The sequence below is a fragment of the Blastococcus sp. SYSU DS0541 genome, from assembly GCF_054050875.1.
Window position 1 is genome coordinate 20,764 of the sequence record NZ_JBJHAD010000024.1, and the last position, 23,749, is coordinate 44,512.

At 69.8% G+C, this 23,749-nt stretch carries 17 protein-coding genes and 1 pseudogene; 10 read left to right on the forward strand and 8 right to left on the reverse strand.

Features of this window, described 5'->3' with window-relative positions:
* Positions 1–8: 8 nt before the first annotated feature.
* The 3 genes from ACI794_RS19420 (at position 9) to ACI794_RS19430 (ending at position 4,394) form a co-directional block, all read left to right on the forward strand.
* Entirely contained in the window at positions 9–1,070 is a 1,062-nt protein-coding gene (locus ACI794_RS19420; RefSeq protein WP_456602886.1) for a 4Fe-4S dicluster domain-containing protein, read from the forward strand.
* Position 1,071: 1 nt separating this feature from the next.
* Positions 1,072–2,121 carry an NrfD/PsrC family molybdoenzyme membrane anchor subunit gene (gene nrfD / locus ACI794_RS19425; protein ID WP_456617143.1) on the forward strand — a complete coding sequence of 350 codons (1,050 nt, stop codon included), beginning with the start codon at positions 1,072–1,074 and terminating at the stop codon, positions 2,119–2,121.
* Positions 2,122–2,255: 134 nt separating this feature from the next.
* Complete coding sequence (locus ACI794_RS19430; RefSeq protein WP_456617144.1) at positions 2,256–4,394, forward strand: acyltransferase family protein; 2,139 nt, start codon at positions 2,256–2,258, stop codon at positions 4,392–4,394.
* A 211-nt stretch (positions 4,395–4,605) separates the two neighbouring features.
* Here ACI794_RS19430 and ACI794_RS19435 read toward each other — a convergent pair whose 3' ends face one another.
* From ACI794_RS19435 to ACI794_RS19445, 3 genes are all read right to left on the reverse strand, one after another.
* Positions 4,606–5,388: a hypothetical protein gene (locus tag ACI794_RS19435; RefSeq protein WP_456617145.1), complete on the reverse strand. Its 783-nt coding sequence runs from the start codon at positions 5,386–5,388 to the stop codon at positions 4,606–4,608.
* A 1-nt stretch (position 5,389) separates the two neighbouring features.
* On the reverse strand, positions 5,390–5,794 hold the full coding sequence (locus ACI794_RS19440) for an S-adenosylmethionine decarboxylase (RefSeq protein ID WP_456617146.1): 405 nt from the start codon (positions 5,792–5,794) through the stop codon (positions 5,390–5,392).
* Between the two features lie 83 nt (positions 5,795–5,877).
* Entirely contained in the window at positions 5,878–8,169 is a 2,292-nt protein-coding gene (locus ACI794_RS19445; RefSeq protein ID WP_456617147.1) for a putative bifunctional diguanylate cyclase/phosphodiesterase, read from the reverse strand.
* A 1,053-nt stretch (positions 8,170–9,222) separates the two neighbouring features.
* Between ACI794_RS19445 and ACI794_RS19450 the strand changes: the two genes are divergently transcribed.
* Positions 9,223–10,974, forward strand: coding sequence for a glycosyltransferase (locus ACI794_RS19450; RefSeq protein WP_456617148.1), 1,752 nt, complete (start codon positions 9,223–9,225; stop codon positions 10,972–10,974).
* On the opposite strand, the gene ACI794_RS19455 is transcribed toward ACI794_RS19450, so the two are convergent.
* The 3 genes from ACI794_RS19455 to ACI794_RS19465 all read right to left on the reverse strand — a co-directional run bounded on the left by ACI794_RS19455 (position 10,959) and on the right by ACI794_RS19465 (position 13,943).
* Positions 10,959–11,768 (reverse strand): glycoside hydrolase family 16 protein, encoded by an 810-nt coding sequence (locus ACI794_RS19455; RefSeq protein ID WP_456617158.1) that lies wholly within the window; start codon positions 11,766–11,768, stop codon positions 10,959–10,961. The genes ACI794_RS19450 and ACI794_RS19455 overlap by 16 nt on opposite strands.
* Positions 11,769–11,859: 91 nt before the next feature.
* A complete protein-coding gene (locus tag ACI794_RS19460; protein WP_456617149.1) occupies positions 11,860–12,657 on the reverse strand; it encodes a hypothetical protein in 798 nt (265 codons plus the stop codon).
* A gap of 206 nt (positions 12,658–12,863) precedes the next feature.
* The gene (locus ACI794_RS19465) at positions 12,864–13,943 is read right to left on the reverse strand and encodes a polysaccharide deacetylase family protein (protein ID WP_456617150.1); all 1,080 of its coding nucleotides are present in this window, start codon (positions 13,941–13,943) and stop codon (positions 12,864–12,866) included.
* Positions 13,944–14,319: 376 nt separating this feature from the next.
* Here ACI794_RS19465 and ACI794_RS19470 point away from each other — a divergent pair, with 376 nt between their 5' ends.
* The 5 genes from ACI794_RS19470 (at position 14,320) to ACI794_RS19490 (ending at position 20,548) form a co-directional block, all read left to right on the forward strand.
* Complete coding sequence (locus ACI794_RS19470) at positions 14,320–15,504, forward strand: glycosyltransferase family 4 protein (RefSeq protein WP_456617151.1); 1,185 nt, start codon at positions 14,320–14,322, stop codon at positions 15,502–15,504.
* A gap of 100 nt (positions 15,505–15,604) precedes the next feature.
* Positions 15,605–16,723 carry a hypothetical protein gene (locus ACI794_RS19475; RefSeq protein ID WP_456617152.1) on the forward strand — a complete coding sequence of 373 codons (1,119 nt, stop codon included), beginning with the start codon at positions 15,605–15,607 and terminating at the stop codon, positions 16,721–16,723.
* A gap of 61 nt (positions 16,724–16,784) precedes the next feature.
* Positions 16,785–17,801, forward strand: a complete 1,017-nt coding sequence (locus tag ACI794_RS19480) for a glycosyltransferase family 2 protein (protein WP_456617153.1) — start codon at positions 16,785–16,787, stop codon at positions 17,799–17,801.
* A gap of 36 nt (positions 17,802–17,837) precedes the next feature.
* Positions 17,838–19,130 carry a hypothetical protein gene (locus ACI794_RS19485; RefSeq protein WP_456617154.1) on the forward strand — a complete coding sequence of 431 codons (1,293 nt, stop codon included), beginning with the start codon at positions 17,838–17,840 and terminating at the stop codon, positions 19,128–19,130.
* Positions 19,131–19,261: 131 nt separating this feature from the next.
* Positions 19,262–20,548, forward strand: coding sequence for an O-antigen ligase family protein (locus ACI794_RS19490; RefSeq protein ID WP_456617155.1), 1,287 nt, complete (start codon positions 19,262–19,264; stop codon positions 20,546–20,548).
* Positions 20,549–20,555: 7 nt separating this feature from the next.
* Here the strand turns inward: ACI794_RS19490 and ACI794_RS19495 are convergent, their stop codons facing one another.
* On the reverse strand, positions 20,556–21,704 hold the full coding sequence (locus ACI794_RS19495; RefSeq protein ID WP_456617156.1) for a glycosyltransferase: 1,149 nt from the start codon (positions 21,702–21,704) through the stop codon (positions 20,556–20,558).
* Between the two features lie 363 nt (positions 21,705–22,067).
* Here ACI794_RS19495 and ACI794_RS19500 point away from each other — a divergent pair, with 363 nt between their 5' ends.
* Positions 22,068–23,573: a sugar transferase gene (locus tag ACI794_RS19500; protein WP_456617159.1), complete on the forward strand. Its 1,506-nt coding sequence runs from the start codon at positions 22,068–22,070 to the stop codon at positions 23,571–23,573.
* Here ACI794_RS19500 and ACI794_RS19505 read toward each other — a convergent pair.
* A pseudogene (locus tag ACI794_RS19505) lies at positions 23,570–23,749 on the reverse strand (hypothetical protein); the annotation flags it as partial. The gene ACI794_RS19500 and the pseudogene ACI794_RS19505 sit on opposite strands and share 4 nt — an antisense overlap.

The following is a 23,749-nucleotide window of genomic DNA, read 5'->3' on the forward strand; positions in this document are numbered from 1 at the left end:
GGAGCGAGATGACGATCAGCTCGGCCAGCCCGGCCTTCACCGGCCGCGACCCGGAGAACCGGCTGTTCGGCCCGCTGCCCGACGTCACGGCGGAGGCCGGCTACGAGGAGGAGCACCCCAAGCGGGTGGGCTTCTTCACCGACACCTCGGTCTGCATCGGCTGCAAGGCGTGCGAGGTGGCGTGCAAGGAGTGGAACACCCTCCCGATGGACGACTCCCACGGCGTCCGCGACGCCCTGGGCCTGTCCGGCATGTCGTACGACAACACCGGGCAGCTGGGCGCGAACTCCTGGCGGCACGTGGCGTTCATCGAGCAGAGCCGCGCCGTCGACCTGCCGATGCCCACGTTCGGCCGGCCCGGCGACGACCGCGCCGGCAGCGGCCCGTCCCCGGCGGTGGCCGGGGACGACGTCAGCCTGGCCAACGCCCAGCAGAGCGTGCTCAACGCCGAGGCCCTGAGCGAGTTCGACCCGCAGACCGGGCAGTCGGGCGCGGACAAGCAGATCCGCTGGCTGATGAGCTCCGACGTCTGCAAGCACTGCACGCACGCCGGCTGCCTCGACGTCTGCCCCACCGGGGCGCTGTTCCGCACCGAGTACGGCACGGTGGTCGTGCAGGGCGACATCTGCAACGGCTGCGGCTACTGCGTGGCGGCGTGCCCCTACGGCGTCATCGACCAGCGCAAGGACGACGGCCGCGTCTTCAAGTGCACGATGTGCTACGACCGGCTCACCGACGGGCTCCAGCCGGCGTGCGCCACGGCGTGCCCGACGCAGTCCATCCAGTTCGGCGACCTCGACGAGCTGCAGGAGCGCGCCGACGCCCGGCTGGCGACGCTCAAGTCGCAGGGCGTGGAGACGGCGCGGCTGTACGGGCGGGACGAGAACGACGGCGTCGGCGGCGACGGGGCGTTCTTCCTGCTGCTCGACGAGCCCGAGGTCTACGGCCTGCCGCCGGACCCGGTCGTGACCACGCGGGACCTGCCGGCGATGTGGAAGGCGGCCGGCAAGGCCGCGGTGATGATGGTCGGGGTCGCGGTCACCGCCGTCCTCGGCTCGCGGAGGCGCTGACATGACCGGCGGTATCACCAGCCCCGGCGCCGGGTGGCGCCAGGCCGACCGCGGCCCGGCGGTGCAGCAGCGCACCGGCAGCAAGCGACGCCGGAAGCACGGCCGCGGCCGCCACCGCGGCGAGGTCGCGATGGTGGACGACGTCGAGTTCACCTCGTACTACGGCCGGCAGATCGTGAAGACGCCGGTGTGGAAGTCGCCGGACGTGCCGCTCTACCTGTTCCTGGGCGGGGCGGCCGGCTCCTCGGCGATCCTCGGCGCGCTCGCCGACCTCACCGACCGGCCCACGCTGACCCGGGTGTCGCGGCTGACCGCCGGGGCCGGGTCGATGGCGTCGGTGGTCTTCCTCATCCACGACCTCGGCCGCCCGGAGCGCTTCCTGCACATGCTGCGGGTGTTCAAGCCGACCTCGCCGCTGTCGGTCGGCTCCTACATCCTGGCGCCGTTCAGCGCGGCGGCCGCGGCGACGGCGGCGGTGGAGCTGCTCGGCTGGTTCCCGCGGCTCAAGCGCTTCGGCGGCGTGGTGGGCGCGATCTTCGGCGGCCCGCTCGCGACCTACACCGGGGTGCTGCTGGCCAACACCGCGGTGCCGTCGTGGCACGCGGCGTACACCCAGCTGCCCTACGTCTTCGGTGGTTCCGCGATGGCGGCCGGGGGTGGCGTCACGATGATGTTCACGCCGGTCGAGGAGGCCGGGCCCGCGCGGAAGATGGCGATCGCCGGCGCGGCGATCGAACTGGCCGCGATGCACAAGGTGGAGAACGACCACGGGATCCTGAGCGAGCCGTTCCACGAGGGCCGGCCCGGCACCCTCATGCGCGCGGCGCAGGCGTGCACCGCGGCGGGCGCCACCCTGACGGCGGTGGCCGGGCGGCGGCGTTGGGGCGCGGTCGCCTCGGGCACGCTGCTGGCGGCCGGGTCGCTGCTCACCCGCTTCGGCGTCTTCGAGGCCGGCATCGCCAGCACCAAGGACCCGAAGTACGTGGTCGTCCCGCAGAAGCAGCGGCTGGCGGCACGGCAGCAGGAACACGCCGACACGACGACGCGCTGACCCGGCGGCGGCTCCCGCAGCGCCGGCGGGCCGCCGGGTCAGCGCAGGGCGGCGCGGCCGGGCGGACGCACGACCGGGGGAGTCGCGCGGCTCGGTGACCACGGGCACACCTCGGTCCGCGTACCTTCCTGGCCATGTCGGGGACTGATCAGGCCGCGAGCCGGACCACGCCGCGGCCGCCCGGCGGCCTGCTGCGCTTCCGCAGCGACATCCAGGGGCTGCGCGCCGTGGCGGTGGGGCTCGTCGTCGCCGACCACGTCTTCGGCTGGCCGCACGGCGGCTTCATCGGCGTCGACGTCTTCTTCGTGATCTCCGGTTACCTGATCACCGCACTGCTCCTCCGGGAGCTCGCGTCGACGGGCACCGTCTCCTTCCGCGACTTCTACCTGCGCCGCGCCAAGCGGATCCTGCCCGCGGCCATGGCCGTGCTCGTGGTGACCGTCGTCGTCGGGTACCTGCTGTGGTTCCTGCCGCGGGCCAACCAGACCGCGGTGGACGCGCTGGCCGCGGCGCTGTTCGTCGAGAACTGGCACCTGGTGGCCGTCGGGGCGGACTACCTGCAGGCGCAGGGGCCGCCGTCGCCGGTGCAGCACTACTGGTCGCTCTCGATCGAGGAGCAGTTCTACGCGCTCTGGCCGCTGCTCCTGCTCGTCGCCTACGGCCTCTTCGGCCTCCGCCGCCGGCCGGGCCGGCTGGTCTGGATCCTCGGCGTCGGGATCGCGATCTCGCTGGCGTGGGCGGCCTACCGGACGGCCACCGCCCCGACGGCCGCGTACTTCGACACCCTCGCGCGCGCCTCGGAACTGCTGGTCGGGGGGCTCGTCGCCGTCGTCGGGGGCCCGGCGGTCGTCGCCGACCGGTTCCGCGCGGGGCTCTCCGTCGGCGGGCTCGCGGTCATCTTCGGCTCCGCGGTGGTGATCTCGCCGTCCTCGGCGTTCCCGTTCCCGTGGGTGCTCGCGCCCGTGGTCGGGACGGCGATGGTGCTGCTGGCCGACCCGCCGCGGTCGGCGGCCACCGTCCTGCTGACCAACCCGGTCTCGCAGCGCCTGGGCCAGTGGTCGTACTCGATCTACCTGTGGCACTTCCCGGTCGTGGTGTTCGGGGTGGACATCCTCGGCAGCTCCGTCCCGGTGCAGGTGGCTCTCCTGGCGCTCACGCTGGCCCTCTCCGCGGCCTCCTACCGGTGGATCGAGCGGCCCGTCCTGGCGATGCGCCCCGCCTTCCGCCCGACCTCCGGGTGGTCCAGGCCCCGCCGCCCCGGGTACCTGCTGCCGGTCGGCGTCGCCGGGGTGCTGCTCGTGGTGGGTGCGGCGCAGTTCTGGGGGCCGGCGTGGCTGCGCGGCAGCGACACCGTCAGCGCTGGTCCGGCGGCCTCCACCACGGGGGAGCGGCCGAGCGCGGACCGGCTCGCGGAGCAGGTCGAGGCGGCGCTGGCCGCGGACTCCTGGCCGGACGACCTCACGCCTTCCCTGGACGGGCTCGGGCCCGCGCAGCAGGCGGAGGAGATGGGCACCGAGGCGCCGGGGTGCCGGAACACGGTGACGGCGGGAGGGGAGCCACTGGTCTGCCAGGACGGGCCGGCGGACGCGCCCAACACGGCGCTCCTGGTCGGTGACTCGGTGGCGATGAGCTGGGGGCCCACGGTCGACGCCATGTTCTCGGGCGACGACTGGCAGGTGCTCGGGCTGGGCTTCGCCTCCTGCCCGCTCGTCGACGTCGCCGCGGCGCCGCCGGCCGAGCCGCCCGGCTTCCCGGAGGATTGCGCGGCCGCGCGGGAGCGCACGCTCGAATTCATCGAGGAGACCGCCCCCGACGTGCTGGTCATGTCGGCCGGGCAGGGGTACTTCGGCAACTTCGTCAGCGGCGCCACCGGCGACGACGCGATCGAGGAGTGGCAGCGCGGCCTGGAGTCGACCCTCGAAGCGGTGACGCCGCTCGTGGACTCCGTGGTGGTCCTCGGCAACCCGCCGCTGGGCGCCGACCCCCGCGCGTGCGGGGGACGCCTGAGCGGCCCGCAGGACTGCGTCCGGTCGATCAGCCGCGGCTTCCTGGACAAGACCGAGGCCGAGCGGGCCGCGGTGGAGACGCTCCAGGAGGCCGGGGCCGACGTCACGTACGTGGACACCCGGGAGCTGTTCTGCGCGGATGGCCGCTGCCCCGCCTTCGCCGGCTCCGTGCTGCTGCGCACGGACGAGACCCACCTGACCGCGGCCGCCGCGGACATGGTCGCGGCCGCCGTGCGGGAGATGGTCCCGGAGAGGGTCACCTCCTGAGCGCGGGCCCTCCCGCCCGCCCCGCCGGAGGCTGAAAGCCGTTCCGGGTGGTCGCTCTCTGCCCACTCGGGCGGGGCAGAGAGCGACTGGCCGGGGAGCACCTCCTGCCCTGCTCAGACCCGGGCGACTCCCCAGCGAGCGCGCCACGCCGGGAGACGGGCCGCCCGGTCGTGACCGGCAGCCCGCCCGCCGGCCAGGGGCCGCGGCGGGCCTACCCGAGGGGCGTGGTCTCGCGGCGGGCCGTCGGCGGCCGCCAGCCGGTGTTGTCGCGACGGGGTGCGTCCACGGGCTCGGGCTCGGCCGAGTCGACCAGAGCCCCGCGGCTCGGCGCGAGGTCGGCCGGGTCGAGGGTGATGGAGCCGAACCGCCCGTGGACCAGCGCCGGCACCAGATCCGGGCGTGCCCGGGCCATCTGCTCCTCCGCCGCCTCCGCGACGAGGACGCACGGGGTGCTGGCGGGGGAGCCCAGATAGGGCTGCGACGCCGCCCCCGGCATCGGCTGCCAGGGCACGCCCATCGCGCGCAGCAGCCGGCGGACCCGGTCGTCGACGATGGTGACGAGTCCCGGGGCACCGCAGTTGCGCGCGTACCGCCAGAGGCCGTGGCAGAGCGCCACGCTGAGCTCGGCACCGGCCGCGCCGGTTCGGTACCGCGGGTCGACCACCAGGCTGCCCACATCCCACACCTCCTCGGGGGCGAGACCGACGGTGCCGAGGCTGTCGGCCACGGGCAGGTGCCACGGGTCGTCGGCGACGTCGAGCAGGGTCTTCACCGGGCTCCCGGCGTCGGCGACGATCAGCCGGGCGGTGCCCAGCGCGACGCCGCTGACGTCGTCGACCACCGCGACGAACCGCGACCGCGCCTCGTACGGGCCGTACTCCTCGTCCAGGAGCTCCGGCGTGTTGCCGAAGGCCTGGAGGAAGACGGCGGCCTCGACCTGGCGGGCGGCCTCCCGCTCAGCCGGGGACTGCGCCACCAGCAGCCGGAGCCCCATGTCAGAAGCCCTTCGCGACGACGGTGCGCGCGTCGAAGAAGTCGGCGGTGAAGGCGACGGCGGTGTCGGGGTCGAACGCCTTGCAGGTGTAGATGTCCACCGAGAAGAACAGCCGTGGCTGCTCCCAGGCGTAGAAGTGCGCCCCGGAGGTCTCCCAGTGGATCCAGCCTGCCCAGCCGTAGAGGTCGGAGCGGTGCGTCACGGGCTCGAGGAGCTGCACCATGTCCACCTCGCGGGACAGCGCCGAGAGGTAGGTCCGGATCTGCGCGTCGTCGACGGGCGCGGCCGGGCAGCCCTCGATCACCAGTCGCTGGCGAAGGATCTCCGGGGCGAGCTCCCGCCAGGCGAGAGGATGAGAGACCAGGTCAGAGGCAGGGGAGGACGGCGTCACCCGCTCATAGTCCACACCCGGTAGCGGACGGTGTTCACCCAGGTCGGCGTGTCGCCTGGTCGTGCGTCCCCCGTAGGGCGTCGTCCTGACCCTCGGAGTCAGCGGGCGGTCGGCCCCCGCTGCAGCTGGGGGATCAGCGTCGCGTCGACGAGCCCGGAATCGGAGGCGGTCAGCCAGCGCAGGAAGTCCTCGACCGGCATGGGGCGGGCGATGGCGTAGCCCTGGGCGACGTCGCACCCCAGCCGGGCGAGGGCCGCGCTCGTCGCGAGGGTCTCGACCCCTTCGGCGACCAGGTTCAGGCCGAGGGCGTGGGCGAGCGCGACGGTGCTCTGCACGATCGCGGCCGCCCGGGGGTCGCGGTCGACGTCGGCGGTCAGGCTGCGATCGAGCTTGAGCTCGTCGGCCGGCAGGTGGCGCAGGTAGGCCAGCGAGCTGTAGCCGGTGCCGTAGTCGTCGATCGACGTGCGGACGCCGGAGCGGCGCAGGTCGGCGAGGACCGTGCGGCCGCGCTCGGGGTCGGCCATGAGGGTGTCCTCGACGAGCTCGAGGGTGAGCGCCCGCGGGGGCAGGCCGTGCCGGTGCAGCGCGGCGGCGACCTTGCCGGCGAGGTCGAGGTCGGTGACGTTGGCCGCCGAGAGGTTGACCGACACGGGGATCTCGCGGTCGGGCCACCACCGGGCGGCCGCCTCGAGCGCGAGCTCGAGCACCCGGTCGGTCAGGGGTCGCAGGAGGCCCGCCTGCTCGGCCGCCGGCAGCAGCGCGGCGGGGGAGAGCAGCCCGCGGGTCGGGTGCTCCCACCGGACCAGCGCCTCGGCGCCCACGATGCTGCCGTCGTGCATGTCCATCTGGGGCTGGAGGAAGACCCGCAGCTCGTCGCCGGCCAGCGCCGTCCGCAGCTCCTCCATCGTGCGCAGCCGGTCGCTGCCCGCGGTGCCGGTGACGGGGTCGGGCACGTAGACGTGCACGCCCTCGCGGGCGCGCTTGGCGCTGTACATGGCGACGTCGGCGCAGTGGAGCAGCTCCTCGACGGACGCCGCCGGGGCCGGCGCGGTGGCGACGCCGATGCTCACGCCGACGTGCAGCCGGACGTCGGCGACCGTGAAGGGCGCCAGCAGCAGGTCGCGCAGCCGCTCGGCCAGGGCGCGCGCGTCGGCGAGGTCCGCGGCCGGCATCAGGACGGCGAACTCGTCTCCGCCGAGCCGGGCCAGGACGTCGCCGGAGCGGAGGGAGCGGCGCAGCCGCGGGCCGATCTGGCGGAGCAGGTCGTCACCGGCGGTGTGGCCGAGGCTGTCGTTGATCTCCTTGAAGCCGTCGAGGTCCAGCAGCAGCAGGGCTGCGGGCTGGGCAGGCGTCGCCACGGTGATGACCCGCTGGGTCTGCTCCAGGAGCGCGCGGCGGTTGGCGAGCCCGGTGAGCTCGTCGGTCCGCGACTCCAGCTTGATCTGGTTGTACCCGCGCACCTCCCGGAAGGTGACGGCGATGCGGAGGACTCCGGCCAGCACGCAGCCGATGGCCAGCCACCCGGCGATGTCGGGCACGGGCTGCGACCAGGGGCTGAGCACGAGGAGGCTGGCGAACAGGCAGGCGAGGGGCACCGCCAGCAGCCGCCATCCGATGCGGGAACCGGTGGACCTGGCCGGGGGCGGCTGCTCGACCGCGCCCGCCGCGGCGGCGGCGGTCAGCACGATGCCGGCCAGCCAGCCGAGCTCCAGCGGGCCCCCGTCGACGTAGGTGCCCCGCACCTTGAGGGCGAACAGGACGAGGTCCGAGACGCAGATCAGAGCCAGCCCCGAGCCCAGCAGCACGAAGGTGCGGTCCAGGCGCACGCCGAGGATGGCGCCGATGGCCATCAGGACCGCGATGAGCAGGACGGTCGTTATCGGCGCGACCAGATCGACGGCGGCCACCGGCGTCTCGCCGGGGTCGGTCAGGAGGTAGGGGCCCACCAGGAAGGCGACCCCCGCGGAGAGGCTGCCCAGCGCCGCCACCACGCCGTCCAGCCACATGCTCGGGTGGAAGTGGGGTACCCGGGCGCGGATCAGCACGACGAGGGGCACGTACACGAGCAGGTAGGCCGTGAACGAGACCACGTGGGACAGGGCGGAGGACGGCTCGTTGCCCTGCAGGCCGGCGGAGAGCACCCGCAGCGCGTTGCCGAACGCACCGAGGGTGAGCGCGACAGCGAGCGCACCCCAGAGGATGCGCTCGCTGCGCACGCGCCGCGCCGCGACCACGCAGGCGGCCGCGGCGGCGAGGTAGGGCAGGTTGTAGAGGACGACGTCGTAGGCGCGGTCCCAGGCGGCACCGGCGGGGCGCGGTCCGATGCCGGTGGCGAAGAGCGCGACCAGTCCGACGGTCAGGAGGAACAGGGAGCTGGGACGACGAGGCACGGCCCTCTCCTGATCTCGCTGGTCCATGGATCAGGACATCGGCGGCGGATCGGTTCCGCTGGACCCGGGCGCGCTTCGGCTCACCCGGAAGGGGCAGTCGCGCCGGCGGCCGGTGCCGGAGGGCGCACCCGGTCACGAGTCGTCGTCGGACTGCCGATGACACTCGCATGGACCGTGGGAACGGAGCAGGGCAGTCGCTGCGGGTGGCACCGGAGCTCGCGCCGACGGACGACACCTTGGTCCGCCGCAGTGCCGAGGCGGTGGCATACGGCCGCCATGCCGCGCCGCCGTCGGCCTACGGTCCGGCCGACGTCCACCGGCTGCTCCCCGTGCCGGCCGGTGGTCCGGCGGTGGCCCGAGCGGACGACGAGGTCGCTCCGATGCCGGCCGACCGTCCGGTGCAGGTCCACGCCGACGAAGACGGGTCTGCGGACACGGGGACGTCGAGGGCCACCGGCTTCCTGGCCCGCCTGCGCCTGCTCCCCAGGGCGGCGTAGCACCGACGGTCGCCGCACCGACCGCGGCTGCGGCGTCGTCGTCCGAGCCCCCCGCGCCACCCCGATGGGCGGCGCGCCACCGGTACGCACGCGCACGTGGTGGGCCGGGTCTCGAGTGGCCCCGCGGATCCACGGTGCCCGGCTGACGCCGCCGACGTGCACCCATCGTCGAGGCCGCCCGCCCACCCCGGTCGCCGCATGGCGGCCTCACCAGGGCTTTTCCTCAGCACCGGCGACGCCAGTCGGGCAGTCGGCGACTCCCGAGTGTGACGAATCGCGGCGCGCCATAAAGTAGCACGCAATATGTGATGGTCATCACTGTCCACCCGGGCGTCGACGGTGGATCTTTCAACTACCGAGCTTGGTGCTCGGGGCTCAACGCTGAGCCGGGCAGGCGAAGAACCGTCGGCGATCAAGTGGTCGCCTCAGCCGACGGGAAGCCAGTGGCGAACCCAGGCCCTCCACGTCTCCACGTCAGAGGTAGTCCTGTCATGCCCTCAGCCCTGTCCCGCGCCCGGGACCTCGCCGCCACGCCTGCTCGCCGGCCGCTCGCCCGATGAGTCGCCGCGAACGAGCCGTCTGGTACGGCTCCGTCGTCTTCGGCGTCCTCGCGCTGGCGCTGTTCGCCCGCTTCTGGTTCGACCCCGACCGGCTGGCCGATGCGTCGCCGGAGACGCCCCGCTGGCTGGCGGTCGGCCTCTTCGTGCTGCTGACCCTGGTCGTGTGGCACCGGATCTTCATGGACGGGCTGGGCCACGTGCTGGCGCGGCGGATGCCTGTGTACGTGGCCCCGCCGTCTCCTGAGCCCGGCCTGCGGGTCGCCTTCATCACCACGTTCGTGCCCGGCAGCGAGCCGCTGTCGATGCTCGCCCGGACGCTCGAGGCCATGGTGGCGGCCGAGTACCCGCACGACACGTGGGTGCTCGACGAGGGGAACGACCAGGGCGCCCGGGAGCTGTGCCGCCAGATGGGGGTCCGGCACTTCAGCCGTCACGGTGTGGAGCGGTGGAACCAGCCGGAGGGCCGCTTCGCCGCGCGGACGAAGGGCGGCAACCACAACGCCTGGTACGAGGCGCACGGCCACCGCTACGACGTCGTGGCGCAGATCGACACGGACTTCGTCGCCACGCCCGATTTCCTCACCGCGACGCTCGGGTACTTCCGCGACGCGCGGACCGGTTGGGTGGTCACTCCGCAGATCTACGGCAACACCGGCACGCTCGTGTCCCGGGGGGCAGCGCAGCAGCAGTACACGTTCTACGGGCCGCTCCTCCGGTCGATGAGCGCCCGCGGCATGGCCATGATGCTGGGCGCCAACCACGTCGTCCGCGTCGCGGCGCTGGAGTCCGTGGGCTGGTACGAGGGTCACATCACCGAGGACCTCGCCACGGGCATCAAGCTGCACGCCGAGGGCTGGCGCAGCCACTACGTGCCCCGCGCCCTGGCCATCGGCGAGGGGCCGGGAACATGGCTGGCGTACTTCAACCAGCAGGCCCGGTGGGCCTACGGCTGCTTCGCGCTGCTGCTCCAGGTGACCCCGCGCCGGCTCCGGGCCCTCGGTGTGCGCCGCGGTGGCCTGTACCTGTGGCTGCAGCAGAACTACTTCAGCGGCGTCGCTTTCGTGCTCGGCGCGGCCCTCATCGCCTTCTACTTCGCGACCGGCATCGCGCCGGCGGCGATCTCCCTGCTCCCGCTCGTGGTGGCCTACGGGCCCTACCTCGTCTGGCGGCAGCTGCACACCTTCTGGATGCAGCGGTTCAACGTGCGGCCGGAGCAGGAGAGCGGCTGGCAGTGGCCGGGGCGGCTGGTCGGCACGGTGGTGCAGCCGGTCTACGCGCTCGCGTTGGCCTACGTGCTCGTCGGCCGGCGGCTCAGCTTCAAGGTCACGCCCAAGGGCATCGGCTCCGAGCGGGTGACGCCCCTGCCGGTCTTCCGGCAGCACCTGGTGATGGCTGCGCTCATGGCCACGGCAATCGTGTGCGGTCTCATGCTGGGGCGCACGGGGTGGCCGATGCTGGCCTGGGCGACGGTCATCGTCGCGGCGATGGTGGTGGTGCCTCTCCTGGAGATGCCCACCCGCGTGGCCGCGCTGGCGGAACGCCGCACGGCGGCCGCAGTGGCCGGCAGGCACCGGGCCTTGGCGGGCCGGGGCGAGGTGGCCGTCGCCGGGGCGGGCGTCCCCCGTCAGGAAAGCCTGAACCACGTCGCCGTCCTGCCGCCGCGGGATGCGGAGCACGACGCGCGCCCGGTGCTGCAGCCGGTTGCCGAGCCGGCTCGGGCGGGCGCGAGAGCTCAGTCCGGGGCGTAGACCCGCACCCAGTCGACCAGCATGGTCGCGGTACGTGGCGTGGAGGCGTCAGGGGGGCCGGGGAGCCGGCCCCCCACCGCGACGTTCAGCAGCAGGTACTGGGGGCTGTCGAACGGCCACGTGCCGCCGTCGGGCACGTCCGCCCGGCTCGCGGTACCGGTCGTCCGGCCATCGATGGAGAACGTGATCCGGTCGGCGGACCAGTCGGCTCCGTAGACGTGGAACTCCTCCGACAGCGGCTCGTCGACCGGGGTGACGACGCTCTGCATCCAGTTGGTGCCGTCGGGCCGCGGTCCGTGCACCGTCTGGAGCGCCTCGGTGGCCGGGCCGATCGACTCAATGAGGTCGATCTCCCCGCAGGCCGGCCAGCCGACGCGCTGGATGTCCTGGCCGAGTGTCCAGGCCGCCGGCCAGATGCCGTTGCCGGACGGCACCTTGGCCCGCACCTCGATGCGGCCGTGGTGGAACGTCCGGGCGCCGAAGGTGGTCACGCGGGCCGAGGTCCAGAGCGGATCGTCGGCGGGGCCGGTGGCGCGCGCGGTGATCGCGAGGTTGCCCTCGCCGTCGAGCGCCAGGTTCGCGCGCTCGGCCGTGTACGTCTGGAGCTCCTCGTTCCCCCAGCCGCCGCCCCCGAGCTCCGGCGACCACACGTCCGGGTCGGGCGGGCTGCCCGCCGGGCCGTCGAACTCCTCGGCCCACAACAGGGCACGGTCGTCCGACCGGTCGGCGCCGCAACCGGCGAGCCCCGCCACCAGGGCGAGGCTTCCGGCGGTCGCCACCAGCCGTGTCGTCATGCGCACGGAGTCCATCGTCCCAGCCCGCGGGCGGCGCCTGCGCGCGCTCGAGCAGCGCCGCCCCTTGGGCCGGGCGATGCGCGGCCTGCGCTCAGACGAGTCCGCTGTCGATCGACTGCTGCCACGCCATCTCGTCGATGACGGCGCGCTTCTCGACGTCATCGAAGCGCACCTTCTTCCAGCGGCCGTCGGCGCCGTTGTTGGTGCTCCTGCGGTGCCACTCGCCCTTGCGGGTCAGGAACCAGGACCGGCCGTGGAAGTCGGGCCCCTCGAACGCCCAGCCGGTCAGGCGGGTGAGGCCGGTGCGCCGGCGCTCGGGCTCGCGTGCGTAGGGAAGCAGGTAGAGGCAGACGTCGGTGAACTGCGCCGCGGAGAGCCGACGAAGCTGGTGGACCGCCGAGCGCACCTCCTGCTCGGTGCGCCGCTCGTCGCGGGCGTAGAGCAGCCAGACGGCGTCCTCGTCGGCGAGTTCGAGCAGGGTGGTGCGCTGCCGCAGCCGCTCGGCCTCCGCGGCGGCTGCCTCCTCCTCGCGGCGCTTCTCCTCGGCGGCCGCGGCGGCGCGGGCGCGAAGCCGGGCGTTGGCCAGGTCGCGGTCGCACACCCGCCAGCCCTGCCAGAGGTCGGAGTGGGCGGCGCAGACGGCTCGGGTGCACTCGGTGCACTCACCGATCGCGGGCTCGCCGCAGCGGCAGGTGGCCGCGTCGTCGTCGCGGGTCTGGATGTAGATGGTGCCGCAGCGACGAGTCTCCGCCTGTGACGAAACTGCCGGGACGTCCCCGTCAGCGGGAACGCCGACGAGTTGGTCGACACGGACGTCGGCGTCGCACCGCCAGTAGCCGGTCAGGATCTGCGTGCGCGTGGCCGTCGCCCCACAGGAGGGACAGGGCATGCCGCGCAGCCTAGGAGCGCCGACGTGCCTGGATGCTTTTGGAAGGACGTGTCGTCGATAGCTCGGCACGCTCGCCACATGCGTCACGACGGCCCCTGAGGGGCTCAAGCGGCCTATGAATCAGCCCGAAGCCCTACTGCGTCTGCGTGTGCGACTGCGACTGCACTGGACCGCCTGCCCACTGAGTGTGCGGCTGACGGTCCACGTCAACTTTCGGCGGCGACCGCCGTCGTGGCGGGGTCAATGGGTGATCGACCTCCGGACGCGATGAACCTGGGAACACCGGCGAGTTGCGAGGTCAGGCTGGCGAGTGTTTCACGGCGCGGATTGACCGCTCCTCGAGGGAGCAAGAACGGGGCCTGTGCGTGCGAGTGGTAAAGGTTGCCTCGCCTCGTACTCACCGCGGTTTTGTAGCCGGCGCTCCTGGCGACAATCGCCTCACGGTCGCCGCAAGCGCGAGCATCACCGTGCGGATAGGCGAAGTGATCGATGGGGACCTGGGTGAGCTCCTCAAGCCACACTTTGCTGTCAACGATCTCGCGACGCGCGTCTTGTTCGGACAGTGGTCGCAAATAGACGTGGGAGATCGTGTGCGATCCCAATGACACGAGTGGATGGCGAGAAAGGTTACGGATTTCGTCCGGAGTCAGCGCATGCTCGTTCATCAGGGAGCGCAGTTGCACCCCGGCCTTCGCGAACGTAGGGCGAAGCGCCTGGCTTCTTTCGGCGACGTTCCCCTCAATCCACCGATTGACGCCCGCCAGAGCGCGGATCTTCTGTCGTCGGGACGTTGCCTCGACCCGACCGAAACCATCGATCTCGAAGTTGTCGGCACGCTTGACGAGTTCGACGAGACCTCCCCACCAGTAGTACGCCTCGCGGGTGGCAAGGCCTACGGTCGGATAGATGACTATAGGCACGTTGTACTGCTCGAAAACGGGCAGCGCCGCCGTCAAGTTGTCTCGGTAGCCGTCGTCGAACGTCATCACGACGAACCGCCCCGGGATGCGCTCGGTCAAGCGCCGCATCGCTTCGTCCATGTCGACGACAGCGATGCCGTTTTCGCGGCACCAGGACAACACCAAGTCGAGGTAGCGTGTCGAGCAGCGGATGTCCTGATATAGGTAATCCGCCGGATTGTCGACCACGCTGTGCCACATGAGTGCACAGCCGCTGCCGCCGAATCGCTTCTCCAGCACCCGCTGAGCGCCCGACCAGCGTGTTGTGACGTCCACTGTCCGAATGGCCATCGGGCGAAGTGATGACTTGATGATTGCCGCGGACAATGTGGTGGACCTCCTGGCAGGCTCTGTCGGTACGCGTGGTGCGCGTGATGGGGCGTCGGGTCTGAAAAGACCAAGCAGGGAAATAAGTCACGCTGCGGCCTTGGCGACGGATCGCGACGGAGCGCATCGTCGGTATCATGGCATGGCGTAGCGCGACGGAGGCCTGTGCACCTGAGGCTGTCGCTTGGGAGATGCCTCAAAGGAGGCAGGGGCTGATCTGCGGCAGCTCCGCGAATCCTTATGCCTGGCAACATGCCCTCGGGCTGCACGCGGAGTAGCGGTATGACAACGGTCCGATGCCGCGAGGTAGCTGCGAATTGCAGGGTGATGCCTTGAGGGGCGACACCTTCACACGGGGAGAGGTTGACGCGGAGAGATGCCGGGATCACGCGAGCAGGGGGACCTTGAGGGTCTGCGTATTGCCATGGTCGTGCCTGGACCGTTGGACAATTCCGGTGGCGTCGAACTCAGCGCGCAGAGGCTGCTGAAGCTTCTCCGGTACCTGGGAGCCGACTGCCGCGTTGTTTGGCGACAGCGCTCGCATATCGCCGCATCGTCAGACGACAATGACCTGCCAGTTGTGGACGTCCGTGGCGGCAAGGTGCTCAACAGACTTCTGTTTGGCTGGCGCGCCACGCGTGCGGGCTTGCTCGGTTCCCCGCAGGTGCTTCACATCCAAAGCCTGGAGTACGCGTGGCCCTTGGTGGCCCTTCTCCCATGGCAGAGGGTGCGTCGTCGAACGATACCTGTCGTCGTCGTTACGACACACGGATCGCTGAGCAGCTTGTATTCCAAGACAGCCTTCACGGCATGGCAGAAGCTGCGGAATGCGCCGTTTGTTCTGATCTTCAAGCGTATAGAGACATTGGCTGTTTCGCGTGCCGACTACGTGATCAGCGTTTCCGATCATGCCGCCCAGGATGTGCGTCGCAGCGGCTACAAGGGTCGACTATCGGTTATACCGAACGCTGTCGACACCGACACGTTCACGCCGGGTGATGGCGTCGTGGAGAATCGGAGCCTCTTGTGGACCGGCAGGGCGGCCGCCTACAAGAACCCGACAGCTGCAGTCCAGATCATGCGCAGTCTTCGCGGCAGTCATCCGTCGGCGTCTCTGACGATGGTGGGGCCCGACCTCAGCTGCAACGCTCCGAACGTGAGCTGTGTGGGCCGGCTCTCACAAGCCGACCTCGCTGAATTGCTTCGCGGGGCTTACGCGTTCGTCTCCACGTCGTCCTACGAGGGAGATCCCCTGGCGGTGAAAGAGGCCCTGGCGTGTGGCGTTCCGGTGATCGTGACGCCGATCGCATCCCAGGGTGTAACGGATGGCGTCAACGGTCTTGTGGTGCCCCATGCGCCGACGTCGTCCCAGGGCTTGAAGGCGTTCGAGGGTGCGCTGTCGCGATTACTGAGCGACGAAGCGCTGCGGCATCGGCTCGCCGAAGGCGCGCGCGCTGGTCGCGAATCATTGTCTCCGAGGTTCGAGTTCGAGAGCTACAGGACGATCTTCAGCCAGATCTACAGCGACGTCGCGTCATCACGAACGACAGACCAGCGATAGCGTGGTGCGCACACAAGCCCGATCCCGGGCGGGATGGGTAGTAGTCGGCCAGGCGGCTTCCAGCCTGTGCAACTTCATACCTTCGATCGCAGTGGCGCGCGTGGTCGACGTGGAGGCGTTCGGCGCCTTCAGCCTGGCGATGGCTGTCTTCTTCGTGTCGCTGGAGCTCATGCGGCCGCTCGCACTCGAGCCGCTCATCGTCCGCCACAGTGGCAGTGGGCGGGATGGCGATTTGATTGCCGCCTCCGGTGCCCTGTCGCTGGCGATGCTCCTCGGCCTCCTGGTCGCGACGGTGACTGCGGCCGTGGCTGCAGTGGTCGGAGGCGAGGTAGGTGGGGTGTTGGCCGTCATTGCGGCATGCCTTCCATTCCTCTTCCTCCAGGACGCCTGCCGGTACGTGCTGTTCTCCCAAGCTCGTATGGTGGCTTCGGCGTGGGTGAACGCCACCTGGCTGCTCGTCACGGCCGCTGGGCTGCTCGTCCTACTGTTGTGGGATGCCACTAGCGCCCCCTCCGCCCTGGCGGTCTGGGGTTTCGGAGCGGCGTGCTCGGCCGCACTCGCCCTCGGACTCATCCGCCTCCTACCGGCCGTCCGGGGGGCCCGAGCTTGGCTGCTGCGGCATCGCGACCTCAGCTTCCGGTACGTCACGGAAGTCATCGTTGACGCCGGCGCCTTCCAGCTGACTCTGCTCGCAGTCGGGGTGCAGGGGGGTCTTGCAGCGCTTGCCGCGTTCAACGGTGCCCGAGTTCTTCTAGGACCTCTGAGCATGCTGTATGTCGCGGCCGGGACATTCACGGTGTCCGAGGGGGCGCGGATGCGCGGGATCACCTCCAGGGGTATCTACCGCCTGCTGTGCGTCGTGGCTGCGGTGCTCGGTGTGGTGGCGCTGAGTTGGTCCGGGGCGCTCTTGGCGCTGCCATCCGACTTCGGTGAACTCTTCCTCGGAGACAGCTTTGCCGTCGCAGAGCACGCGTTGGCGGGCCTAGGGGTCTACTGGGCGGCCAAGGGTGCGATCGATGTATTCCGAGGTGGTCTGCGCCTTGCCGGGCTCTCCAGGCGGAGCCTTCACGCCATGCTCGCCATCGCGCCGTTCGGCGTCCTAGGGGGACTCGTGGGAGCCACCTTGGGCGGCGCGGCCGGAGCGGCCTGGGGCCTCGGCATAACCAATGCAGTGGGAGCCATTTTCTGGTGGCGACTGCTTCCGCGCCAGTACACCTAGCGAGCCGGTCTGTAGCCGATCACCGCCTGGGGACGACACGAAAAACGAAGGAGTCAGAACTTTGAGCGAATTGGACGTAGTCATCCCGGCCTATGGCGACGCGTTACGTCTCCAACGCCTCTTGCAGCGCCTCGACGACGAAGCGTCGGGGACTGGTCGACGACTCACGGTCATCGTCTCCGACGACGGATCGCCGACCCCACTCGAGGGAGGAGTAGCCGTCCAGTCCTTCCCGCACCTCGTCATCAAGGTGGTCCGAGGCGAGAACGGTGGGCCAGGGGCCGCGCGCAACCGCGGGACATCGGCGTCGTCGGCGGAGTGGATCGCTTTCCTCGACGCCGACACGGTGCCCGAGGAGGGTTGGCTCTCACGCCTGCATGCGCGTCTGGACCGCGATGAGGCGGTGGATGCGTATGAGGGTGCTGTATCAGTTCCCCCCGACGACGCCACGCCCTTCTCACACGCGACCGCCATTCAAGCCGAGGTTGCCCACGGCGGAGCCAACATCATCTACCGTCGGCGGGCGCTGATAGACATCGGCGGCTTCAGCGAATCCTTCTACGACTCCGTTCGGCGAATGCACTTCCGCGAAGACATCGAGTTGTACTTCCGAGCGTCGAAGGCTGGGTTGCGGATAACGACTGCTCCTGAACTGACCGTTTCGCACCCTCCGTTGGAGTCATCCTTCCTCACGCCGTTTCGCCTGGCGCGCCGGTACTACTTTGATTCGCTTCTCGACCGGGAACACGCATCAGTTTTTCGCGAGGTCAATCGGGCCAGGCGGGTGGGCCCGCTGTCCCTCCGTGCTGCGAGGCACGCCGCCGGCGTCGGCCACGTCGGGGCGGTTGCCCTTGCCCTGGCCGGTGCGATGGTCGGCTCTCGGCGTGTGGCATGGACAGGCGCCGCGCTTTCGACGGCCACCTGGTGTGCCAACGGCATCGCCCTGGCCTGGGGTAAGGAAGTGCGATTCAGCCATGTCGCGAGCCTGGCGGCGGCTTCGTTCGGCACCCCTTGGGTTTACACATGGCACTACTACAGGGGTGTCTGGGTCTTTGGCCACCGGCCCCGACTTCGGTGACGAGATTTCGGCCGGCGTGCTCAGAAGGGGAGAGCAATGATCAGTGAGCGCCAGTTCCGATTGGCCTTGAAGCGTGGGCTGCCCGTGATCATCGGGACTGCTCTGCTGACCGGGGCAGCGGCAGCCGCTGTGTCTGTCCTGCTGCCACCCAGCTATGTGGCAACGCAGGAGCTCACTGTCGTGGCGCCGCTCGTTCCGGCAGGAAACGCTGGCGGAGAGTCCAGCCAGGTCCGTCGCCTGACTACGAGTGCGGCGCTGCTGGTTTCCGACTCCGTGCTGCACCGTGCGGTCGACGGTGGCACCGGTGACGTCGAGGAGCTCCGAGAGTCGGTCAGTGTTGAGACGGATTCCGACTCCGACCTCCTGACCATCTCGCTTGTCGACGGGGACGAGGCCTCGGCCGTGGACACCCTCTCCACCATCGTCTCGTCCGCAAGGCAGTTGGAGGTGGCTACAGAGCAGGCGCGGATCCAGGCGGCACTCGAGGGCGTTGACCGAGACATCGCTGACGTTGCTGGCGACGACGACGCGGCCGCGGTGTACCTGTCGGGATTGCGGGACACCCGAGTGGGTCTGTTGGCGGCCCTGTCTTCGCTCACGCCGTCCATGCAACCCGTGGCGGAGCCCAGTGTGCGAGCGACCTCCGTGGGGCCCTCCTTGCCGGTAGCCATCGCCGTTGGTGTGGTGGCCGGAGGTCTGCTCGGAGCGTCGTGGATCGTGCTCGGCACTCGCTTTCGCCCACGCGTTCTCCATGGGGAGGACGTCCGAGCGCTCGGCTTGCCCGTTGTGGCAGGACCAGACGACTCGGTGGCGCAGGCAGCGAGGCGCATCAGCAACTTGTCCTTCACTGCTTCTGGCGAAGCGCGCTCCTTGGTGTTGGTGATGCTCGGTCGCGCGGAGGCGCTCGTCGACCATGTCGTCCAGATCTCGACGCGCATGGAGACTCCGCTGCGGATCGTTAAGGTGGACGGCGGCGATGCGTGGAATGAGAGCGTGCCGCTCGACGAGTCCGTGGTCGTCAGCCGGCTCAGCGAGGAGGACGTCTTCTCGTCCACCTTCGAGCGCGAGACTGCCGGCGCCCCTGGGCGCCCCGTCATCACCACCGTCTCGGCCTCGGATGAAGTGATCGTGCGAGCCGGCTCGATCGTGGGTGCGGCGGTGCTCGTCGTCCCGGTGGGATCTGATGCGGCTCCTTTGCAGCGGGTTTCCACTGCGCTGCGCGAGTCCGGCGTGGATGTAGTGGGCGTCGTGGTCATGGGAAGGCGCTCGACCCGGTCGGACAAGGGCTCACGTGCGGATGTCCAGCCCCTCGAATCGAGTCGGAGCTAGGCGTGCCCTCCCGGCACGTGCGTACCGGCCGCCACCGTGACGTGCGTAGAGGCGCCGCTGCGGGCGCCTTGGTCGCGGCACTTGCCGTCGCAGCGCTAGCACTAGGAGCAGCCGCGGCCGCTCTTCCGCCTGTGATTTTGACCGGTGCCGCCGTTGGGCTGCTCGTGATCAGCCTTTTCGCTGACCGCAGGATGGTGCTGCTCGCAGTGCTGCCCTTGTCCTTCGCCACCTGGCGTGTACCGGTCGCGCCTCAGGGGCTGAGCGTCGCGGATGTCATCCTGCTGCTAGCAGTGCTGGTGGCAGTGTCTCGTGGACTTCGCCTCTCATCGGTCGGTCGTGCGGTCTTGTCCATAATCCTCACCTATCAAGCGCTCCTTCTTCTTCCTGTGGTCGCCCATCCGACCATCGACGCCATCGCCGATTGGGGGCACCGCCTGTTCCTCATGGGCGGCGCGGTTCTCGTGGGCAGTGAACTGGCGCACGGAGGGAATAGGAGGACCGCCCTCCGTGCCTTTCTCCTGGGATGTGCCGTCTTCGCGGCAGTGTCGATCTACGCGTCGATCGCCAGCAGCTTCGCCCCTGCGTATCCGTTGGGCGTGAACAAGAATCACGCGGGAAAACTGCTCGCCATCGGTGCCATGGTGATGTACGCGGTCGGCCGAGATGTCTTCGACAGTGCTCGCATGCGCACTGCCGTCGGGACAACGGTAATTCTTGGGCTCGTTGCGACACAGTCTCGGGGAGCGTGGCTCGGTCTCGGTGTCGCGTTGGTCGTCTGGTCCTTCTACTCTCGCCCGAGCCTGCGCGTCAGCCTCGCCATGATCGCGACAGTGATCGGCGGCGGAATCTACGTGGTGAGCAGTCTCCTCGCCGAGTCGGAACGAGAAAATGCCCGGCAGACGAGTTCGCTCGAGAGTCGGCAGTACTTCGAGCAGGTCGCGCTCGACTTCTTCGCGGACGCCCCACTCCTTGGCCAAGGCATCAGGTATTACCTCAATCCGGAGTTCGAGTTTCCAGCTCCGCTCAGTGCGGAAGGGGACGCTCGCCCGTCGCCGCATAACGTCGTGGTCGAGGCACTCTCGGAGGCGGGCCTGGTGGGTCTTCTGGCGCTGGCACTGCTCATCGGTGGCGTGAGTTGGATTCTGTACCAACAGAAGACTCGGTACGCCATGCTTGCACTGAGCAGCCTCTTGGGGAACTTCGTGCACGGCTTCGTTGACATCTACTGGGTGGCGGGCAGCCTGACCGTTCCATGGTTGCTTGTTGGTCTTGCCGTTGGGCGGACCGCGCTCGGCGTCGATGGGGCTGAGTCTCGAGGGGCGCTGCGTCGAATGTGGCGAGCAGCGCCGCGGAGAAGCTTGGAAGCAGTTCAGGCCGTCCAAGCGCGGGTGCCGTCGGCCGGTCAAGTGCAGCGGTGAAGCGGGCCTAATTATTCGCGAGGACGGCGTCGACCACGCCTCGCATCTTCACCGCGAACTGCTGTCGGGAGAAGTTCTCTGCGTGCCTGCGAACGAAGGCGCTGTCGTAGTGGCCGGAGTCGAAGTCTCGGAGTTGGTCGGCCCACGTGGCCACGTCGTCTCTCGCAGTCGTACCAGCGGGCACCAACTCCCCCGTCACGCCAGGTGCAACTGAGTCTCGGGCGCCGCCCGCATCTAGTGCGATCACCGGCGAGCCGCACGCCATGGCCTCCACGGGGACGATGCCGAAGTCCTCGACCCCAGGCATGAGGAGCGCTCGGCACCGGCGGAACAGGTCTCGCAGCTCGTCGTCACTGACGCGTCCAAGGAAGTGGGTGCCTGGCCCTGCGAGCGATTCGATCTCCGAGCGGAAGCGGCCGGCCCCCGCTACGAGCAGCCGGACGCCAGCCTTCTCGGCGGCGCGGATAGCGAGGTCGGGACGCTTGTACGGGACGAGTCGTCCCGCGAGGAGGAAGAAGTCTTCGCGGGGAACCGTGGGATCGGGGCTGTAGTACTCCGTATCCACCGGGGGGTGCACCACCATCGCTTCGCGATCCCACCATTGGCTGATCCGGTCCGCGACCGCCCTTGAGTTGGCCACCATGGTATGGACGCGCGCCGCCGCACCCTTGTCTAGAGGCCGAAAGGCCGCCGAGAAGCTGCGCAGCGCCGCGGCTCCTATGCGTTGGCCCGGCTCTCCTTGTCTCATCTCCGGCGCCCAGGCCCAACGTGCGGGGGAGTGGACGTAAGCGACTACCGGGGCTGTCGTACCGCGCACGACCTGAGTCGCGAATGCGTGGTGCGAAGCAATGATGACATCGCTTTTTGGAAGTGGAAGGCGAGCCATGGCCATCGGCAGCAGCGGCAACAGATGAGCGTAGAAATCGCCTCGCAAGAGACGGCTCAAGCTGGTGGTCCGCAGGCGACCTTCAAGCTCGGGAGGTAGGACGCCGGGGCGGCCGATTGGAGCGAGGATGGGGGCGTCAGGCCAAGCCTTCGCCAGTTCCGCCACGACCGCTTCCGACCCCGCATACTCCGTGAATCGCTCGTGTACGAGTGTTATGCGAGGGTTCTGATCCATACTTCCGCCCGTTCCGTTGTTGGCTCCGTTGAGCATTCCAGAATGCTCGCCGATGTCCGGTCGCCGTGATGCCGTTACGTCCACCCATACCTGCCTGGCCGTTGTGACGCATGTCACGTTTAACGGTGAGGGCCGCGTTGGCCCTGTGCATCAGCCGTGCGTGTGCGGAGTGTCCGCACGAGGATGATGCCAAGGGTTACGGAACGTGACAACAAGTCCGTCTTTTTGGCGACGGGCCGGGTCACTCGGTAGGAGAACGACCTGACCTGCGCCTTCTCGGAAACCCAAAACCCAGGTACGGTCCGCCTGCCAGTTGAACTCTTGAGTTTCTGGCACACACGGGGATAGATGCTGGGCAGTTCGTGCCCGGTGGAGCGCACGGGGGTTCGCGACTTGTCCATGCTCGACGTTCACGGTGACCTTACTCGTCACATTCCGCAGCAGCGTGGACGCCGGGCGTCATGGCCCGTGGCACGGCTGCGCGGTGAGGGGACGGAAGCTCGCCGAGCATGGCGGGCTCGGTACGTTCGCCGGCTCGTCGTCCTCGACGTGGTCAGTGCGATCGTCGCCGGCACGTTGGGCCAGATCGCCGAGACCCAGCCGGTGAGCGGATCGCTCGACCTGGTCGGCAGCCTGGTGACGGTGCTCGTGGCCTTCCCCCTGCTGTGGGCGGCGGCCATGCTCATCGCCCGCGCGTACGAAGAGCGGTTTCTGTGGATCGGGGCCGAGGAGTTCCGCCGGGTCTTCTTCGCCGCCGCGATGCTGCTGGCCACCATCGGCACCGTCTCGTGGGCCTTCCACCTCGAGCTCGCCCGTGGCTTTGCCATCGTCGCCTTGCCCGCCGCGCTCCTGCTCACCACGGGTCACCGCATGGCGCAGCGCTCCTGGCTGCACGGCCAGCGCCAGGACGGTCGGCTCCAGCAGACCGCGATCATCGTGGGCCACCGAAGCGGCGTCGCGGCTCTGCACGAGCAGCTCGACCGCGCCATGGAGCACGGTTACCGGGTCATCGGTTGCTGCGTTCCCAGTGGGTCGTCACAGACCTTCGACGGGTTGCCGGTTCTGGGATCGCTGGACTCCGTCGTCGACGTCGTGCGCCGTTATGAGGTCGACACGGTGGCGGTCCTGCCCTCCCCGGAGCTCGACGGCCCCTCCCTGCGGCAGCTGGGCTGGGATCTGGAGGACACGCAGGCCGAACTGCTCCTGGCGCCCGCGGTCACCGAGGTCGCCGGCCCACGCGTGCGGATCCGGCCCGTGGCCGGACTGCCTCTCATGCATGTCGAGCGTCCCGAGTTCACGGGTCACCGCCGCATCGTCAAGAACCTTTTCGACCGCTCGGCGGCGCTGTTCGGCATCCTGCTGATCTCTCCGATGCTGGTCGCTCTTGCCCTGGCGGTCAAGCTGACCAGCCGTGGGCCGGTGTTCTACAAGCACGAGCGGATCGGCCGGGGCGGCCAGCCCTTCGAGGTCTACAAGTTTCGCAGCATGGTGCCGGACGCCGACAAGCTCGTGGACACGCTCTTCGAGGAGAGCAATGAGGGCAACGACGTCCAGTTCAAGATGAAGCGCGACCCGCGCGTCACCCGCGTCGGCGCGGTGATGCGCCGGTACTCGCTGGACGAGCTCCCGCAGCTGTTCAACGTGCTGAACGGCAGCATGAGCCTCGTAGGGCCGCGCCCGCACGTCACTCGCGAGGTCGAGCAGTACGGCTTCGACATGGCACGTCGACTGCTGGTCAAGCCCGGCATCACGGGTCTCTGGCAGGTCAGTGGCCGCTCGGACCTCTCGTGGGACGACTCGGTGCGACTTGACGTCCGGTACGTCGAGAACTGGACCCTGACGTTCGACCTGATGATCCTGTGGAAGACCATCGGCGCCGTTCTCCGCGGCTCGGGCGCCTACTAGGGCTCGCCGCACCGAGACGCACCCGGACTCAGCCCGCTCGGCCCTAGGTTGTAGTGACCAGGTAGGTCGTTGACGCGGCTGATCGGTGGTTGGCCGTCGAGTGCGGTGTGGCTGCGGTGGTGGTTGTAAGTGTGCAGCCAGCCGGGGAGCACGTCGGCGCGTTCGCGGCTGGAGTG